Raw genomic sequence first — 18,300 nt, 5'->3', positions numbered from 1 at the left:
GGTGAGTGATTTGCAAGGTCGCCGCCGCGACATGTAGACTGTATACCGTTAAGCGCAGCTTCCTCGCGAAGTGCGAGCAATATGAGCAGGAGGCATGCCCGCATAAGGCCGTCCCTCCAACCCGCTTCGTATGCCCTCCAAGCTGCTGTCCCGACTTGCTGCCATGACCTCTGCCTTGCCCGCCACGTTGTACTCCCTGCTCCCCACAGGCCTCTCCGTCTCCACTTATCTATGGATGGGTGCGCTCATCCTGGTGGGCGCTTGCCTGCAAGGCGTGGGCGGGATCGGCTTCGCGATGCTTTCGGCGCCGCTGGGCGCAATCTTCTTCCCGGACCTCGTGCCGGGTCCGCTGCTGGCGATGGGCTGCTGTCTCTCTTTGATGGGCGCGCTGCGTGAGCGGGAGGCGATCGCGTGGCGCATCGCAGGCTTCGCCCTGATCGGGCGCGCGCTTGGCGGGGCGGCAGCGGTGCTGACCATGGCGTGGCTGGCGCCGGGGCCGCTGGGGGTGCTGTTCTCAGTGTCGATACTCGCCGCCGTGGCGCTGAGCCTGCTGGGCTGGCGCCTGCTGCCGACCTCGCCCAATGTGGTCATCGCCGGCACCGTGTCGGGCTTCATGGGAACGATCACCTCGGCCGGTGCGCCGCCGTTCGCGCTGGTCATGCAGCACATGGCGCCGGCGCCGATGCGCGCGACGATGGGTTGCATCCTGTCCGGCGGCGCGGTGCTGTCGCTCTCCATGCTGGCGCTGGCGGGGCGCTTCGGTTTGCCGCAGCTGGTGCTGGCGGCGGCCCTTGCGCCATTCCTGTTTGCGGGTTTCGCGCTCTCGAACCGGTTGCGCGGGTACGTCTCGCCCGGGGCGGTGCGCCGGCTGCTGCTGGGTCTTTGCGCTGCCGGGGCACTCGGTGTCCTCGGCCGCACTGCCTTTTCGTGACGCTCTGGCCCGCAGAGATCACTGTCTTTCCTGTCTCCATCCCAACCAGCGGAGTTCCCATGCAGCACATTACAGACGCGATGATCGATGCCCACGTCAGCCCGGACGATGCCCGGCAAGTCATGGAAGCCGCTTTTTCCAGCTTCGGTCGCGGCGACGCCGCGATGCAGGAGCGCATTCGCACCGAGGCGGGCGGCGTCAAGCTGTCCACGCTGGGTGCGGTGATCCCGCAGCAGGGCGTGGCGGGCGCGAAGGTCTACACCACCATCAACGGCCAGTTCTCCTTTGTCATCCTGATCTTCTCGACTGACGACGGCCGGCCGCTCGCGTCGTTCGACGCCGGCGCCATCACGCGCCTGCGCACGGCCGCCTGCACCACGCTCGCGGCGCAGCGGCTGGCCCGGCCCGGCGCGCGCACGCTGGCGCTGTTCGGCGCCGGCACGCAGGGTGTGCAGCACGCGCGCCAGCTCAGCGAGACGCTCGGGCTGGCGCGCATCCTGGTGTCCGATCCGCACGCCGATGCCGGCATGCCGGCGCGGCTGTCGGCGCTGTGCGGCATCCCGGTCACGCTGGCGGAGCCCGATGCTGCCGTGGCCGAGGCCGATATCGTCGTCACGGCGTCGCGCGCGACCACGCCGCTGTTCGCGGGCGTGTCGCTCCGGCCTGGCGCTTTCGTCGCCGCCATCGGCTCCAGCCTGCCGCATACGCGTGAGCTGGACGATACCGCGCTGCGCCGCGCCGCCGCCGTGGTGGTCGAGTGGCGCCCGCAGTCCGTGCGCGAGGCGGGCGACATCGTGCTGGCCGATTCGCAGGCTCTTCCGCGCGAGAAGATTGTCGAGCTGGGCGAGGTGGTCCTTGGCAAGGTGTCGCCGCGCCAGCGGGACGACGACATCGTGATCTACAAGTCAGTCGGCGTAGGGCTGGAGGACGTGGCGCTGGCGGGCTTCGCCTGGTCCCGCATCGCCGGCGCGGCGGAGCGTCGCGCGGCCTGAGCGCCATTGCCCGCGACACCGACGGGTAAACACTTACATGATTAGTCAACGAAGCCCTTGTCGTCGCTGCCTGGTTGTATATAGTATACAACCATGCAAGGGCTGATCGATTTGCGAAGCGACCCCGGCATCCAACCCACTTAATCGCCCCACCTCGCCAACCAGGAGCCTCCGCCATGGCCGAACTGATGAACCGCGAAGCATTCCGTGCCGCCCTCGAAGAAGCCATCAAAGGCAAGAGCGCCAACAAGGCGCCGTTCAGCGTGGCCTGGGCCAGCGGCAAGCTGACCCGCGCCCATCTCGCACGCTGGGCCGAGAACCACTATCACTACGTAGGCCCGTTCGCGGATTACCTGGGCTACATCTACGCCCGCACCCCGGACCGCTATACCGAAGCCAAGGATTTCCTGCTCGCCAATATGTATGAGGAAGAGATCGGCGGCGACCGCCATACCGACCTGCTGATCCGCTTCGCCGAAGCCTGCGGCACCACCCGCGAGCGCGTGATCGACCCGGACAATATGTCGCCCACCACCCGTGGCCTGCAGAGCTGGTGCTACGCCGTGGCCATGCGTGAAGACCCCATCGTCGCGGTAGCCGGGCTGGTGGTCGGGCTGGAGTCGCAGGTGCCGTCGATCTACCGCAAGCAGACCCCGACGCTGCGCGACAAGTACCAGTTCACTGACGAGGAAGTCGAATTCTTCGACCTGCATATCGTCTCGGACGAGATCCACGGCGAGCGCGGCTACCAGATCGTGCTGGAGCACGCCAACACGCCGGAGCTGCAGCAGCGCTGCCTGAAGATCTGCGAGATCGGCGCGCAGATGCGGCTGCTGTACACGACGGCGCTCTATCACGACTACGTCGAGAAAGAGCTGCCGCTGCCCGAACTCGACATGGCGGCCTGAGCGCCGCAGCGCAACCGGATCGACGATGACTGTATTCCTCAACCATATCGACGGCGAATGGACGGCCTGCCAGTCGGGCCGCACCTTCGATAACGTCAACCCGGCTGATACCGCCGATATTGTGGGCCGCTTCCAGGCGTCTGCCGCGATGGACGCGCAGGCGGCCGTCGCCGCCGCCGCGGCAGCGTTCGCCGGCTGGAAAAAGACCCCGGTCGGCAAGCGCGCCGCCATCCTCAACCGCGCCGCCGAGCATCTCGAGGCCAACGCCGATAGCATCGCCGCCGAGCTGACCCGCGAGGAAGGCAAGGCGCTGGCGCTGGCCCGCGACGAGGTGCTGCGCTCGGCCCAGACGCTGCGCTTCTATGCAGTGGAAGGGCAGACCTTCACCGGCGAGGTGTTCCCGAACGACGACCCCGACCAACTCGTCTACAGCCAGCGCGAGCCGCTGGGCGTGGTGACCGTGATCGCGCCGTGGAACTTCCCGGTATCGATCCCGGCCCGCAAGATCGCCCCGGCGCTGGTGACCGGCAACACAGTAGTGTTCAAGCCGTCGTCCGAGGCGCCGCTGTCGGGCTACCGGCTGGCCGAGGCGCTGGTCAAGGCCGGCCTGCCCAAGGGCGTGCTGAATTTCATCACCGGCAGCGCGGCGGAAATCGGCGCTGCCATCACCGAGGCGCCGGCCGTGCGGGCGATCTCGTTCACCGGCTCGTCGCGCGCCGGCGAGCAGATCCACCGCGCCGTGCCGCTGACCACGCGCACGCAGATGGAGCTGGGCGGCAAGAACCCGCTGATCGTGATGGAAGACGCCGACCTCGACCGCGCCGTCGACCTGACCATCAAGGGCGGCTTCTCGCTGTCGGGGCAGGCGTGCACCGGGACCAGCCGCGTGCTGGTGGCCGAGTCCGTCAAGGCGGCATACACAGAGCGGTTGCTGGCGAAGGTCGCCACCCTCAAGGTCGGCAGCGGCATGACGGCCGGGATGGACCTCGGGCCGCTGGCGTCGCACAAGCAGCTGGAAACGGTGCTGCGTTACATCGATATCGGCAAGTCCGAGGCGACGTTGCTGTGCGGCGGCGCGCGCCTTGCCGGCGGCGACTTCGACAAGGGCTACTACGTGGCGCCGACCGTGTTTACCGACGTGACCCAGCAGATGCGGATCGCGCGCGAGGAGGTCTTCGGGCCGGTGATCGCCATCCTGGGCTTCACCGACTACGCCGACGCCATCGCCAAGGCGAACGACACCGAGTACGGCCTGGCGGCGGCCATCGTCACCAGCAACCCGCGCTACATCCACCACTTCGCCACGGACATCGAGGCGGGCACGGTCAAGGTCAACCGCACCACCACCGGCAACCTGGTCAACGCGCCCTTTGGCGGGGTAAAGCGGTCGAGCACCTCGACCTTCCGCGAGTCGGGCCGCACCGGCCTGGAGTTCTATACGCAGGTCAAGACGGTCTACCGCGGCGCCTGAGCCCGGCCGTCACAAGGAGTCATAGAGACATGAAAAAAGCCATCAAGCTGGAACTGCGCGAGGCGCGCCATATGGTTGCAGCCGCGATCCGGCGCTCGGAGGAAATCGGCGTGCTGGAGTCGATCTGCGTGGTCGACGAGGGCGGCTATCCGCTCGCGCTCGAGCGCATGGACGGCGCCCGCATCACCGGGCCGCAGATCGCATGGAACAAGGCCTTCACGGCCGCGGGCCACAAGCGCTCCACGCACCTGTTCACCACGCCGCCCAACGGGCCGGCACTGCCAGGCAACGAGGCATTCGGCATCCAGTGGAGCTTCGAGGGCAAGTTCGCCGCGTTCGTGGGCGGCTTCCCGATTGTCGTCAACGACGAGGTGATCGGCGGCATCGGCCTGTCCGGCGGCAATGGCGAGCAGGACACGCAGGCCGGGCTGGCCGCGCTGCTGGCGCTGGCCGAGCTGCTGGCGCCGCAGGACCTCAAGGTGTTGGTGCAGGCCGATATCAAGAAGTAGGAGGCGCCATGTCGTACCGCATCCAGATCGCCGAAACGCAGCAGGTCTTTTTTGTCGAACGCGGCGAGACCCTGCTGCAGGCCGCCGGGCGCGCCAGTATCGCCTTGCCGCGCGACTGCCAGCTGGGCGGCTGCGGCACCTGCCGTATCCGGCTGCTGGCCGGGCAGGTGCGGTATGACGAGGAACCGTTCGGTCTGGCCCCGGACGAGGCCGCCGCCGGCTACGCGCTGGCCTGCCAGGCGCAGCCGCTGGGCGACCTGGTCATCAGCACGGCGCGCGAGGACGAGGCCTGCGCCGAGCCGGCGCGTTATCGGGCGCTGGTGCAGGCCGTGCGCGCGTTGTCGGCTGACGTTTTGCATATCGAACTGGAAGTGCCGGACGCTGGTGCGCTCGACTATCGTCCCGGCCAGTACCTGAAGCTATTGAGCGAGGATGGGCGCGCGCGCAGCTTCTCGATGGCATCGGTGCCGCGCGACGGACGGGTCGACCTGCATGTGCGGCGCATCCCGGGCGGCGCCTTCACCGACGGCATCCTGCCGCAGATGAAAGCGGGCGACGCCGTTGACGTCGAACTGCCGCTCGGCAGCTTCTTCTACCGCGCCATGGATTACCGGCCACTGCTGATGGTGGCCACCGGCACCGGGCTGGCGCCGATCAAGGCCATCCTCGAATCGCTGATGGACGATCCCGACTGCCCACCGGTGTCGCTCTACTGGGGCATGCGGAAGCCGGAAGACCTGTACCTGCACTCCGATATCCCCGCCTGGGGCGAGCGGCTGTATGACTTCCAGTACGTACCGGTGCTGTCCCGTGCCGGCGCAGGATGGCAAGGACGGCGCGGTTACGTGCACGATGCGGCGCTGGCTGACCTGGGTGACCTGAGCGAGCACGCCATCTATTTGTGCGGTTCTCCCAATATGATCCGAGACGCGCGCACCGCTTTCCTGGCGAGCGGCGCCAGTACGGATCACATTTATGCGGACAGCTTCACCTTCCAGCATTGTTAAGACATGGCGGTATACAGGGAACGGCTGGTATACAATGATGCCAGCCTTTCCGCTTACGCCTTTGCCGACCCATGTCTCTCACTCCATCTCCTGCCGCGCCCGCCGAGCCGCTGAGCCTCGGTGCCAGCCACTCGCCGCTGTTCGCCCTTGTCACCGACAAGCTGCGTGAAGGCATCCTGAACGGGAAGTACGCGCCAGGTGAACGGCTGGTGGAAAACAAGCTGTCGGCCGAACTGGGCGTGTCGCGCATCCCGGTGCGCGAGGCGCTGCGCGCGCTGGCCAGCGAGGGCCTGGTGGTGATCGAGCCGCGCCGCGGCGCAACCGTTGCCAGCCTGTCGCCAGTGATCGCGCGCGAGATGGTGGAGGTGCGCGCGACGCTGGAAGGGCTCAACGCCAAGCTCGCCGCGCAGCGCCGCGACCCGGCGCTGGTTGCTGAGCTGGAGAGCGTGCTGCGCCAGGGCATGGATGCCGCCGCCCAGGGCCGCGCGGATGAGTTGCTCGCCCTCAATACCCGCTTCCATGAGGTGCTCGGCACCATAGCCGCCAACAGCGTGCTGCAGGAAATGATGCGTTCGCTGCGCGAGCGCACCGCGGTGCTGTTCGGCCCGGCCAACGTGGTTCGCGCCCGTCAGAACTGGGATGAACACGCCCAGATCCTGCAGGCAGTCATCGCCGGGGATGCCGACCTTGCCGCCTTGCTGGCCGCGCGCCATGTCTACAGTGCCGCCAAGGCGGCAGACTTGCCGGTGGACGGGCAGGGCAGGGCAGAGGCGGCCTGAGGGCGTTGGGCCCCGGTTTTTCCTCTCCCGTTTCCAGCATTTCGTTGCATGCCCGGCAACTGGGCATTGCATGCGCCGCCATGGCGCATTGCACCAATTTAGGTATACTGTAGGCATTCCAGATCAATAGGGATTTACCATGCAGTCGCCTGAGCAACGCTATCTTTCGCAACCCGTCGGCCAGCAACTGTTGCACCACTTTGCCGCGCGCAATGCCGTCCGCCATGCCACGCCGCTGCTGCCGCTGCGCCTGCGCGATATCGGCCGCTTCTTCCTGGCGCTGGGCGGCCGCGCCCCACGCCGTGGCCATTGCTGATCCAGCCTGACTGAGAGCCGGCGGCGTCAGCACGCCGCCGCTGCCTCCTGGCAGGCGTTCTGCCTGCCGACCATTCACCTTCTACGCTTTCCACTGCTGGCGTGCTTCAGCGCGCTCGCGCGTGACACTTTCGCTTGCGCTCCGTTCAATACGGAATATAGTATACCAACGCATTCGCAGCACTTCCCGAAGCTTGTCCTATACGCCCCCACCGCGCCGCTGCCGGCTCGGATAATGACAAGGAGTCGATGTGAACCTGTCCGACCGGGCTCCCGGCGGTTTTCCGCCGTTGTGGGAGGTGGCACAGCGGCTCGCCGCCGGCGAAGTCTCCGCGGTAGAACTGGTGGATGGCTGCGAAGCCGCGTGGCACGACTGGCACGGCATCATCAATGCGCTGGTGCTGTCAGATTTCGATGCCGCCCGCGCCGCGGCGCTGGAAAGCGACCGAAGGCGCCGGGCAGGGCAAGCGCGCGGGGTACTCGACGGCGTGCCGTTCTCGGTCAAGGAGTCGTTCGACGTCGCCGGCTGGCCGACCACTTGCGGCAATCCGGCCATGCAGGGCCGTGCGGCCCAGCACGACGCCGCGGTAGTGCAGCGCCTGCGCGATGCCGGCGCCGTCCTGCTCGGCAAGACCAACGTTCCGCTCGGCCTGCGTGACTGGCAAAGCTACAACGCCATCTACGGCACCACCCGCAATCCGCACGATCCGTCGCGCACGCCGGGCGGCTCGTCCGGCGGCAGCGCGGCGGCGGTGTGCGCCGGCCTGTCATATTTCGATGTGGGCTCCGATATCGGCTCCTCGCTGCGCAATCCGGCCCACTACTGCGGCATCTTCTCGCTCAAGCCCAGCCATGGCCTGGTGCCGCTGGCAGGCCACGGGGTGGGTCCGGCGCGCTTCGGCGAACAGGACATCAATGTCGCCGGCCCCTTGGCCCGCAGCGCGCGCGACCTGGAACCGGTGTTGCGCGCCATTGCCGGCCCGCACGGCGACGAGGCGCTGCCCTACCGCCTTGATCTGCCAGAGTGTCCGCACCGACGGCTGGCCGACTTCCGCGTCGCGGTGTTGCCCACCCATGCGCAGGCTGAATCCGACGGCGAGGTTGCCGCGCAGATCGAAAAACTGGGCTACTGGCTGGCCGGGCAGGGCGCGCGCGTGGACTGGCATGTGCGGCCGGATTTCGATGCGGCCGAACTGTGGCACGTCTACGTGACGCTGCTGCGCGCAACCACCGCGGTGCACATGGACGATGCGGCCTATGCCGACGCGTTGAACCGCACCGCCACAGCCGCCGCGGACGACCATGCCTACGCCACCCTCCAGTACACCGGCGCGACCCTGAGCCATCGCGACTGGCTGCGCCTGCAGGTGGCCCGCGAACGCTTTGCCACCGCGTGGCGGCGCTTCTTCTCCACCTATGACGTGCTGCTGTGCCCGGCCGCAGCCACCACGGCCTTCGCGCTGGACGAGGCCGGCCAGCCCTGGCAGCGCAGCCTCACCGTCAACGGCCGCGCGCAGCCGATGACCACGCAATTGTTCTGGGCCGGCCATTCCGGGCTGTGCGGGCTGCCTTCAGCGGTGGCGCCGATCGGGCCGGGCACCAGTAGCCTGCCGGTCGGCGTGCAGATCGTCGCCGGCCGCTACCGGGATCTCACCGCGCTGCGCTTTGCCAGCCTGCTGGAAGGCGCGGGCTACGCGTTCCGGCCCCCGCCGCGGCCGTCTGTCCTGCCGGCGGATCACAACAACTAAGCCACAACACCACACACACCACAGGGAGGGATCATGTTCGACTGGTTCCGTGATTTGTCGTGCATGGAGCGCAAGGGCTTCTATGGCGCGTTCCTTGGGCATGCGGTCGATGTCTTCGACTTCATGATCTATTCGTTCCTTATCTCCACGCTGCTGGGGCAGTGGGGCATGAGCAAGTCGACAGCGGGCGCCATCGTCACCTGGACGCTGGTGTCGTCGCTGGTTGGTGCGATCGGGGCCGGCATCCTGGCCGACCGCTACGGGCGCGTGCGGGTGCTGCGCTGGACCATCGTGGTGTTCGCGGGGGCCTGCTTCCTGTGCGGGCTGGCGCAGTCGCCGGAGCAGCTGATGCTGTTCCGCATGATCCAGGGCCTGGGGTTTGGCGGGGAGTCGTCGCTGTGCATGGTGCTGGTGACGGAGATGATCCGCAATCCGGTCCATCGCGGCAAATACTCGGGCTTTACCGCCAGCAGCTATTCCTTCGGCTGGGGCGCGGCGGCCATCGTGTACGCGATCGCATTCAGCGTGCTGCCGGCGGAGACGGCGTGGCGGGTCTGCTTCTTCCTCGGCATCCTGCCGGCGCTGGTGGTGGTCTACCTGCGCCGCAACCTGGAAGAGCCGGAAATCTTCCTGAAGAGCCGGGCGGCCGGCCGGCAGGGGGCGGCGCTGGCAGGCCTGGGCCGGCTGTTCCGTGGGCCGCTGCTGTCCAAGACCTTGTTGTGCAGCCTGCTGTCGGGCGGGATGCTGGGCGCGTACTACGCCATCGCCACGTGGTTGCCGACCTTCCTCAAGACCGAGCGCGGCCTGTCGGTGTTCGGCACCAGTTCTTACCTGGCGGTCACCATTATCGGCTCACTGATCGGCTACGTGGCGGGCGCCTACGCCACCGACCGCTGGGGCCGGCGGCTGACCTACATCGCCTTTGCGGTCGGGGCGTTCGTGGCCGCGCTGGTCTATATGGTGATCCCGGTGTCGAATACGTCGATGCTGTTCCTTGGCTTCCCGCTCGGCATCCTGATGCAGGGCGTGTTCGCGGGCATCGGCGCGACCATCTCCGAGTCTTATCCCAACGATATCCGGGCAACGGGGTATGGCGTTTCGTATAACGCCGGCCGGGTGATCGGTTCGCTGTTCCCGCTGTCGGTGGGGTGGCTGAGTACGGGGCACACCTCGCTGCCGATCGCGATCGCCATCGTGGCGGGAGTCGGCTACGCGATGGTAGTGGTCGCCGCGGTGCTGCTGCCCGAGACTACCGGTATGGACCTGGGGCAGGCGGGCGGCGGCGGGGAGAAGGAAGAGACCGCGCCGCTGGCGCAGCCCGCAGGCTCAATCGCCTGAGGCCCGTCCCGGTTCTAAGGGCGCGCGCGCCCTTAGAGCACCCACGCCGAAATCGCCGGCAGCATCAGGCTGGCCCCGATCCCGATCAACACCCCGAACGCCACCCTGCGCGTCGTGGCCGGCGAGAACGGCGGCGGAAAACGCCGCCCCAGCAACGTGGCGATCACCACCACCGGCACGGCAATGGCGGCCTGCACGCACACGGCGGCATCGAGCTGCCCCTGCCAGGCCGAGAACAGCGTGCGCACGGTGGAGGTCACGGTAAAGACCAGGATCAGCGCGCAACGGATTTCAACCGGCTTCATCGGCTGGCGGTAGAACTGGAAAATCAGCGGCGGGCCGGAGACGCCGAACATGCCGCTCAGCAGTCCGCCGAATACCCCGCTGACGAAGAAGGTGCCATCGCCGGAGCGTTGCGCCAGCGGCGCGGGCTTGAGTGCGGCGCTGAGGCCGCCATACAGGATCACGGCGCCCAGCAGCAGTTGCAGCAGGGTGGCTGCGCTGGAACTCAGGTACTCCAGCACCAGCACGCCGACCACTACCGACGGCAGGATGCCGATGGCTGCCGCGGCGACGGCGCGCCAGTCGATATGCTGCAGCTTGCCTGGCAGCGCGCAGGCGCTGTTGGCCAGCGTGACCAGGCTCACCACCGCGGCCACGGTGGCCACGGGCGCCAGCCCCAGTCCGCTGGTGACGCCCATCACGATCATGCCAAGGCCAAAGCCGGTCACCGTCTGGAAATAGGTGCCGGCACCGAGCAGGGCCTGCAGGCCCAGCAGCGGCAACAACAGTTCTGCCTTCATGCCGCCGCCTGCTCGCCCTTGCTGGCCTGTTCCGCGGTGGCTTGCGCCTGGACCACGGTGACGGCGATGACATGGAACACATCGTCCGCGCTGCAGCCGCGCGAGAGGTCGTTGGCGGGCTTGTTCAGCCCCTGCAGCATCGGCCCGATGGCCTTGGCGCCACCGACCCGCTCGGCCAGCTTGTAGCCGATATTGCCGGCTTCCAGGCTGGGAAACACCAGCACGTTGGCGTGGCCGTTCACCTGCGAATGCGCGACCTTGCGCGCGGCGATCTCGGCGACGATGGCGGCATCGAGCTGCACGTCGCCATCGATGGCCAGGTCCGGGCGTTGCGCGCGCACGCGCTCGGTGGCGGCCACCACCTTGTCCACTGCCGCATGGCTGGCGCTGCCACTGGTCGAGAACGACAGCATGGCCACGCGCGGCTCTTCCATCAGCAGCGTGCGTGCGCTGTCGGCCGCGGCCATGGCGATATCGGCAAGCGCATCGGCATCCGGATCCACCACCAGCCCGCAGTCGGAGAAGATCAGCCCGCCCTTGAGCGTGTGGAAAGGCTCGCACAGCATCATCAGGAAGAAGCTCGACACCAGCCGGAAGCCGGGTGCCAGCCCGATCAGCTGGATCGCGTTGCGCACCACGTCGGCGGTGGTGTGGTCGGCGCCCGCCACCGAACCGTCGGCGTGGCCAAGGCGCACCATCAGGTTGGCGAAGCACAGCGGATCGAGCACGGCGCGCTTGGCTTCATCGAGCGTCATGCCCTTCTTCTGGCGCAGCGCAAAGAGTTGCTGCGCGAACGAGGGCGTGAGCGCCGAGGTCGATGGGTCGACCAGCGTCATGCCGTCCAGCCCGATGCCGTGGATGGCCGCGGCGGCGTTGATCTGGCGCGTGTTGCCGACCAGCACGATGCGCGCGATGCCTTCCTGCGACGCGCGCTGCGCGGCCTGCAGGATGCGCGGGTCTTCGGCCTCGCACAGCACGATGCGGCGAGGCGCGGCGCGGGCGCGGTCGATGATGCGGAGGATGGCTTTCATGGTGGTTGGCTCGGTAAAACTGAAAAAAGGGCCAGCGACCTGCGCTATGCCCTTGGTGTTCTCCCCTCTCCCGCAAGCGGGAGAGGGAGCACGCCGTCAGCTGGCGGTGTGCAGTACTTCGATCAGACGTAGTCCTTGTACTTGTCCAGGTAACGCACCGGCTTGGCCAGCGCATCGCGGCGGAACGGGTCGCCCAGTTCACGCGTGCACATGATCTCGATGATCGTGGTCTTGCCATGATTCATCTGCAGGTCGATGGCGCGCTTCAGGGCCGGGCCGACATCTTCCAGCCGATCCACCACGATGCCTTCCGCACCCATCGCCTTGGCGATGCCGGCAAAGCTCTGGTTGTCCAGCTCGCCCGCCACAAAGCGGCGGTTGTAGAAGTCCACCTGGTTCTTCTTCTCCGCGCCCCACTGGCGGTTGTGGAACACCACCGCGGTCACCGGGATGTTGTGGCGCACGCAGGTCATGGTTTCCATCAGGCTCATGCCCCAGGCGCCGTCACCGGCGTACGACACGGCCGGGCGGTGCGGTGCCGCGACCTTGGCGCCGATGATGGTCGGGAAGGCGTAACCGCAGTTGCCCCAGCTCATCGCCGCGAAGAAGCTGCGCGGCTTCTCGAAGCGCAGGTAGCTGTTGGCCACCGAGTTGATGTTGCCGATGTCGGTGGACACCATCACATCTTCCGGCATGGCCTTTTCCAGCTCGCGCAGCACCTGGCGCGGATGCAGGTAGTGGCCGCCGGTGGGCGTGCGCTCCTGCTTCTGCTCTTCGATCATGTCCAGGCTGTACGGGTCGCGCTCATGGGTCCAGTCGTCCAGCTCCTTCTCCCACGCGGCCTTTTCGTTGGCGATTTCGGTGGCGCGGGCCTCGCGGCTGGCGTCGCAGGCCAGCGTGCGGCCGGCCAGGCGCTGGCTCAGCGCGACCGCGGCGGCCTTGGCGTCGCCGCAGATGCCCACCGAGATCTTCTTCACCAGGCCCAGCATCTTGTGGTCGGCGTCGATCTGGATGATCTTGGCGTTCTTCGGCCAGTAGTCCATGCCGTGCTGCGGCAGCGTGCCGAACGGCCCCAGGCGCGAGCCCAGCGCGATCACCACGTCGGCGCGCGAGATCAGCTTCATCGCCGCCTTCGAACCCTGGTAGCCCAGCGGGCCGCACCACAGCGGGTGGCTGGCCGGGAACGAGTCGTTGTGCAGGTAGCTGTTGACCACCGGTGCGCCCAGGCGCTCGGCCAGGGCCTTGCACTCTTCGATCGCATCGGCCATCACCACGCCGCCGCCCGAGATGATCACCGGGAATTTGGCGTTGGCCAGCAACTCGGCCGCTTCGTTCAGGCTCTGCTCGCCGCCGGGGCCGCGGTCGAGGCGGCGCGGCTGCGGGATCTCGACGTTGACCTTGCCGTAGAAGTGGTCACGCGGGATGTTCAGCTGGGTCGGGCCCATTTCCGCGGTGGCGCGGTCGAAGCAGCGGGCGGTGAACTCGGCCATGCGGGCCGGGTTGGTGACGTGGCCCTGGTACTTGGTGAACTCCTGGAACATGGGCAGCTGGTTGGCTTCCTGGAAGCCGCCCAGGCCGATGCCCATGGTGCCGGCCTCGGGCGTGACGATCACCACCGGGCTGTGGGCCCAGTAGGCAGCGGCGATCGAGGTCACGCAGTTGGAGATGCCGGGGCCGTTCTGGCCGATCACCACACCGTGGCGGCCCGACACGCGGGCGTAGCCGTCGGCCATGTGGCCGGCGCCTTGTTCGTGCACCACCGGGATCAGGCGGATGCCCGCCGGCGCGAAGATGTCCATCGCATCCATGAAGGCCGAGCCCATGATGCCGAACATGTCGGTCACGCCATTGGCGGCCAGCGTTTCAACGAAGGCTTCCGACGGGGTCATGGTCTGCGGGCCGGCCGGGACCTGGCTCTCCTTCGCGGCGGCCGAGCCACCGGAAACGGCGGGATTCGAGGTGGTATCGAGGTCGCGCATGGCGTTGTCTCCTGATGAGGGTCTTATAAAGTGGAACAGGACGTTCCGGAAAATTGCTTGCTGGAGGAAATGTAGGCGGAAGACTTTGGTTGGTCAATAGGAAGTTTTGATTTACGGAATGAAATTGATGAAAAATTGAGACAAGATGCGGTTTTGAGTGCCTCGTACGGCATTTATAGGGGTCCGTTGGCCGTTCCAGAGCGGCGACGGAAGGTGCGCCGCGGGCGAGGGCTCACCTGCGGTGGCGGAAACAAGGGGGGAGGAGGGTCAGGCGTGCGGCACTCGGATGGCTGCGTGCCGGCCTGGGGGCGGTTCAGTGAATGAAGCCGCCCTTGACGAAGCGCACCGGCTCGGCGTCCATGCGCAGGAGCAGCGCAGTCAGCCCGTCAGCCGCGGGCGAAGGCGCGCGCTGTGCGCCGGCGTCCGGTCCCGAGACGCAGACCAGGTCTGCGTCGGACCATTGCCGCCCCGGAGTGCCGCGGGCGCGCAGCCAGCCGCCGCGGTCGGCCAGCAGCTGGGTGCCGGCCAGGCGCGAAGGCGATTGCCCGGCGATTGCCGCCACGGCCTGCCAGGCATGCGAGGAGACCGCGGCGCAGCCGGCACGGAAGCGCGGCACCTGCGCCGGCGGTTGCCCGTCAGGCGTGACCAGCACGGTCAGGAAGCGGGGATCCTCGAACGGCAACGATGCCATCCCGTCCACCGCCACCAGCCGCACGCGCTGGTCGCCGCGCCATTGCGACAGCGCCAGCGGCGCGGCATCGGCGCAGCGGATTGCCATCTCCGGCAGCCGCAACGGCACCGGCCAGTTGCCCTCGGCACCACCGCCGGCCGACAGCGCTTTCATGTAGTCGATCACAGCCCAGGCCTCGCGGAGGCCGAGCACATTGCCGAAGGCCGGCATGGTGGGCTGGCCGTGACGGTCGCGCATGCCGGCCAGCACATGCCAGAACAGCTCGCCATCGACGCGGCGCGCCAGCAGCGGGCTGACCAGCGTGGGCGGCCACTGCGCCAGGCTGGCGGCCAGCGGCCCTTCTCCGCGCCCGTCCGCGCCGTGGCAGCTGGCGCAATGCTGCGCATAGACCCGGGCGCCGAGCGCGATGGCATCGACGGAGAAGCGGGTAGGGCTGGCGTGGAAGCTGGTCGGCGCAGCCGGCACCAACAGCAGCGCTGCGCTGGGCCAGGGGGCCGCCACCAGGGCGAGCGCACCGGCGGCCAGCAGCACGCCGCGATGGCGTCGCCAGGCCAGCGCGGCGGCAATGGCCAGCACGGCAAAGACAAGGGCGCACAGGCTCAGGCCGACCTGGCGCGCGAGGCCCAGGTCGATCAGCAGGGTTTCGCCCGCCACGCGCCGTGCCCACGGCCAGGCTGGCTGGCCGTGGCTGTCGCCGGTCAGGCCAAGGGCATGCCATAGCGACAACAGGGCCAGCTGGAATTTCTCGATCAGAACCAGCAGTGCATTGAGCCATGCCTGCGGCGGCGGGCCGTTCATCTGGCGGCCCGCGAGGTGAAGCGCAACGCCATTACCAGCTCGCGTCCAGCCCCAGGTGGCGCAGCGCTTCGTGCCGCAGCCCGGTCAGCCGCGGATCGCCGCGATGGCGCGGGTAGGGCAGGTCGACCCGGATCTCCGCCGCGATGCGTGCCGGACGCTGGCTGAAGATGATCACGCGCTGCGCCAGGAACAGCGCTTCCTCCACGTCGTGCGTGACCAGCAGCGCCGAGAAGCGCGAGCGTTGCCACAGTTCGACCAAGTCGCTCTGCATTGCCAGCCGCGTCAGCGAATCCAGCTTGCCCAGCGGCTCGTCCAGCACCAGCAGGCGCGGATCGTTGACCAGCGCGCGCGCCAGCGCCACGCGCTGCGCCATGCCGCCCGAGAGCTGGTGCGGGAAGGCGCGGGCGAAGGTCTCCAGCCCTACGCGCCGCAACGCATCATCCACGCGCGGGCGCTGGCTTGCCAGCACGCCGCGTGCCTGCAAGCCCAGCGCGACGTTGTCCCAAACGCGCCGCCACGGGTACAGCGTGGGGTCCTGGAACACCACGATGCGCGACGGGTCAGGCTCGGCGATCGAGGTGCCGTCCTGCAGGATCTCGCCGGAGGAGGGCTGGTCCAGCCCTGCCACCAGCCGCAGCAGCGTGGACTTGCCGCAACCGCTGGGCCCCAGCAGCGCGACGAATTCGCCCGGTGCGACGCTCAGGTCGACGTCGTCCAGCACCTGCAGCCCGTCGCTGCCGCTGCCGAACCAGTGGCTGACCTGATGGATGTCGATGCGGGCACCGGTCTGGGCTTCCGCGGTGTCGTCTGCCGCCGCGTTAGCTCCCCTCTTCCGCGTGCGGGAGAGGGGAGTCTTCTTCACGTGCGTGTAGGGTCTCGATGCTTTCAACCGCTCAACAACACTCACCATTTCACCGTCCCCTTCTGCCACGACAGCACCCGGTCACGCGCCACGAACAGCAGCGTGATCACGCCCGAGAACAGCAGCGCCATCACGATCAGCGCCGCATACATATTGACGTAAGAAGCCCAGCCCTGCGCCCACGTCAGGTACCAGCCCAGGCCCGACTTCACGCCCATCATCTCCGCCGTCACCAGCACCGAGAACGAAGCGCCCAGACCCATGAACAGGCCGACGAATACCTGCGGCAGCGCCGCCGGGATCGCCACGCGCAGCACCAGGAACCAGCCCGAGGCGCCCATGGTGCGCGCCACGTCGTAGTAGCTCTTGTTGACGCCGGCCACGCCTGACCAGGTCAGCACCGCCACCGGGAAGGCGGTGGCCAGCGCGATCAGGAACACCGCGGCGGAATAGCTCGACGGGAAGAAGTAGAAGGTCAGCGGCAGCAGCGCGGTCGACGGCAGCGGGCCCAGCACGCGCAGCACCGGATGCACCCAGTAGCCGATGCGGCGCGACCAGCCGATCGACACGCCCACCAGGAAGCCGGCCAGCCCGCCATAGGCCACGCCCAGCCCGAGCAGCCTGAGCGTGTTCAGCGCGCTGTCGCCGAGGCGCCGCCAGTCGTCGGCATAGACCTCGATCAGCGCCTGTGGCGGCGCGAAGAAGGGCGTGGGCAGGATGGCGGTCTTGGCGGTCAGGATTTCCCACGCGGCCAGGGCCACGGGCAGCGCCACCAGCCACGGGCCGGCGGCGCGCAGCGTGGCCAGCGCGCGTTGCGCGGCCCGGACCCGCTGGCCGGCCAGCGCAACCAGTGCCAGCAACGCGGCGCCTGCCAGCGCCGCAATCCCCAGCTCTGTCGTATAGGCCCAGTCGCTGAAGCCCACCGCCTGGTTGGGCCACAGCCATGTCAGCGCGCCGAACGCGGCCCACGCCAGCGCGGCGAGGATGCCGGTGGCCCAGACCGGGCCGGACGCGCGCGCGCTTGCGGCGGCATGCGGCACGGGGGCCGCGGCTGGCTTGCGCGCAAGCCCGGCGTCGAATGCAGGTTGGCTTGTCGTCATGGCATCACCCCAGCACATTGGCGTAGACGTGCTGCGCCAGGCGTTTGGCATCGGTGGTCTTCTTCAGCACGCCGATGCGGCGGAAATCATCGGCGTAGAAGGCGATCTCGTCGCGCAGGTCGACGCCGGTCGGGTGGTGGGTATAGGTCAGCGTGGCGTAGAGCTTGCGCAGGTCTTCCGGATTGATCTTGGGCGAGTACCTGGCGAAGACCCTGGCGGCCTCGTTGGGGTTCTCGTTGACATAGTCGGTGGCCTGCACGATGGCGCGCGCCAGCGACGTGGCCGCGGGGCGGTCGTTGCGCACCAGTTCGCCGCGGGCGCCGACCACGCAGCAGACCTTGCGTGCGTACTCGCCGGTGAGGTTGGTGGCCAGTTCCACGTAGGCGCCGTTGGTGCGCTTTTCCAGCAGGTAGAGGTTGGGGTCGCCGTCGGCGATCGCCTGGATCTCGCCCTTGTCCACCGCCACGCCCAGCAGGTCGGCCGGGTACTGGCGCCAGGTGATGTCCTTGTCCGGGTCGATACCGTTCTTGGCCAGCAGGATGGTGAAGAAGTGTTTGCCCGGTGCCGCCAGGTCGCTGACGCCGACTGTCTTTCCCTTCAGCTGCTGCAGGCTGGTGACCCCCGCCGCTTTCGATCCCACCAGCCGCACGCAGCCGCCGTGCGAGCTGCCGATGATCTTGACGTCGAAGCCGGCTTCCAGCGGCTTGAGCCAGCGGTGGATCATGCCGACCGCGGCATCGGCCTTGCCGGTGGCGATCGATTCCAGCAACTGGTCGGTCGAGCCGCTGTAGTTGATCAGGTCGACCTGCAGGCCGTTCTTCTCGAAGAAGCCCTTCTCCTGCGCCACCACGATCGGCGTCAGGCAGAAGGCGTTCTGGTTCCACGCGAAGGTCAGCTTGCGCGGCGCCGACCAGGCCTGTCGGCCCAGGATCAGCGACGGCGCGGCGATGGCCGCGGCACCGGCCAGCCGCAGCACGCTGCGCCGGCGCGGGTCGGCGTGATTGTTGTTGTCCTGGCTCATGGCGAGACTCCCCGTCT

The 18,300-nt window shown here is 68.1% G+C and carries 17 protein-coding genes; 10 read left to right on the top strand and 7 right to left on the bottom strand.

The features are described from left to right. The first annotated feature begins 235 nt into the window (after positions 1-235). From AC3WRI_RS06595 to AC3WRI_RS06550, 10 genes are all read left to right on the top strand, one after another. Complete coding sequence (locus tag AC3WRI_RS06595) at positions 236-931, top strand: sulfite exporter TauE/SafE family protein (protein ID WP_010810362.1); 696 nt, start codon at positions 236-238, stop codon at positions 929-931. Between the two features lie 59 nt (positions 932-990). Then, positions 991-1,923: an ornithine cyclodeaminase family protein gene (locus AC3WRI_RS06590; protein ID WP_010810361.1), complete on the top strand. Its 933-nt coding sequence runs from the start codon at positions 991-993 to the stop codon at positions 1,921-1,923. Positions 1,924-2,099: 176 nt separating this feature from the next. Next, positions 2,100-2,831 carry an iron-containing redox enzyme family protein gene (locus AC3WRI_RS06585; RefSeq protein WP_010810360.1) on the top strand — a complete coding sequence of 244 codons (732 nt, stop codon included), beginning with the start codon at positions 2,100-2,102 and terminating at the stop codon, positions 2,829-2,831. A 25-nt stretch (positions 2,832-2,856) separates the two neighbouring features. Next, positions 2,857-4,302, top strand: a complete 1,446-nt coding sequence (locus tag AC3WRI_RS06580; RefSeq protein ID WP_492292888.1) for an aldehyde dehydrogenase family protein — start codon at positions 2,857-2,859, stop codon at positions 4,300-4,302. Between the two features lie 29 nt (positions 4,303-4,331). Continuing rightward, positions 4,332-4,811: a GlcG/HbpS family heme-binding protein gene (locus AC3WRI_RS06575; protein WP_010810358.1), complete on the top strand. Its 480-nt coding sequence runs from the start codon at positions 4,332-4,334 to the stop codon at positions 4,809-4,811. A gap of 8 nt (positions 4,812-4,819) precedes the next feature. Next, on the top strand, positions 4,820-5,818 hold the full coding sequence (locus AC3WRI_RS06570) for a 2Fe-2S iron-sulfur cluster-binding protein (protein ID WP_011617522.1): 999 nt from the start codon (positions 4,820-4,822) through the stop codon (positions 5,816-5,818). 71 nt (positions 5,819-5,889) lie between these two features. Next, on the top strand, positions 5,890-6,597 hold the full coding sequence (locus tag AC3WRI_RS06565) for a GntR family transcriptional regulator (RefSeq protein ID WP_010810356.1): 708 nt from the start codon (positions 5,890-5,892) through the stop codon (positions 6,595-6,597). Between the two features lie 139 nt (positions 6,598-6,736). Next, complete coding sequence (locus tag AC3WRI_RS06560) at positions 6,737-6,913, top strand: hypothetical protein (RefSeq protein WP_010810355.1); 177 nt, start codon at positions 6,737-6,739, stop codon at positions 6,911-6,913. 250 nt (positions 6,914-7,163) lie between these two features. Then, positions 7,164-8,660 (top strand): amidase, encoded by a 1,497-nt coding sequence (locus AC3WRI_RS06555; protein WP_010810354.1) that lies wholly within the window; start codon positions 7,164-7,166, stop codon positions 8,658-8,660. Between the two features lie 33 nt (positions 8,661-8,693). After that, positions 8,694-9,998, top strand: a complete 1,305-nt coding sequence (locus AC3WRI_RS06550; RefSeq protein WP_010810353.1) for an MFS transporter — start codon at positions 8,694-8,696, stop codon at positions 9,996-9,998. A gap of 32 nt (positions 9,999-10,030) precedes the next feature. On the opposite strand, the gene AC3WRI_RS06545 is transcribed toward AC3WRI_RS06550, so the two are convergent. The 7 genes from AC3WRI_RS06545 to AC3WRI_RS06515 all read right to left on the bottom strand — a co-directional run bounded on the left by AC3WRI_RS06545 (position 10,031) and on the right by AC3WRI_RS06515 (position 18,283). Continuing rightward, complete coding sequence (locus tag AC3WRI_RS06545; RefSeq protein WP_011617520.1) at positions 10,031-10,801, bottom strand: sulfite exporter TauE/SafE family protein; 771 nt, start codon at positions 10,799-10,801, stop codon at positions 10,031-10,033. Then, positions 10,798-11,832: a phosphate acetyltransferase gene (gene pta / locus AC3WRI_RS06540; protein ID WP_011617519.1), complete on the bottom strand. Its 1,035-nt coding sequence runs from the start codon at positions 11,830-11,832 to the stop codon at positions 10,798-10,800. The genes AC3WRI_RS06545 and pta overlap by 4 nt, the downstream gene beginning before the upstream one ends. 122 nt (positions 11,833-11,954) lie before the next feature. Beyond that, positions 11,955-13,721: a sulfoacetaldehyde acetyltransferase gene (gene xsc / locus AC3WRI_RS06535; protein WP_037023447.1), complete on the bottom strand. Its 1,767-nt coding sequence runs from the start codon at positions 13,719-13,721 to the stop codon at positions 11,955-11,957. A gap of 403 nt (positions 13,722-14,124) precedes the next feature. Next, a complete protein-coding gene (locus AC3WRI_RS06530; RefSeq protein WP_492292886.1) occupies positions 14,125-15,300 on the bottom strand; it encodes a c-type cytochrome in 1,176 nt (391 codons plus the stop codon). 31 nt (positions 15,301-15,331) lie between these two features. Further along, complete coding sequence (locus AC3WRI_RS06525; protein WP_492292884.1) at positions 15,332-16,210, bottom strand: ABC transporter ATP-binding protein; 879 nt, start codon at positions 16,208-16,210, stop codon at positions 15,332-15,334. Continuing rightward, complete coding sequence (locus AC3WRI_RS06520; protein ID WP_010810347.1) at positions 16,204-17,262, bottom strand: ABC transporter permease; 1,059 nt, start codon at positions 17,260-17,262, stop codon at positions 16,204-16,206. The genes AC3WRI_RS06525 and AC3WRI_RS06520 overlap by 7 nt, the downstream gene beginning before the upstream one ends. A 4-nt stretch (positions 17,263-17,266) precedes the next feature. Continuing rightward, a complete protein-coding gene (locus AC3WRI_RS06515; protein ID WP_010810346.1) occupies positions 17,267-18,283 on the bottom strand; it encodes an ABC transporter substrate-binding protein in 1,017 nt (338 codons plus the stop codon). Positions 18,284-18,300: the final 17 nt, after the last annotated feature.

Source organism: Cupriavidus sp. FW305-27 (assembly GCF_058787995.1).
Note: the sequence above shows the minus strand (reverse complement) of the source record. Positions and strands in the feature narration are given on the sequence as shown.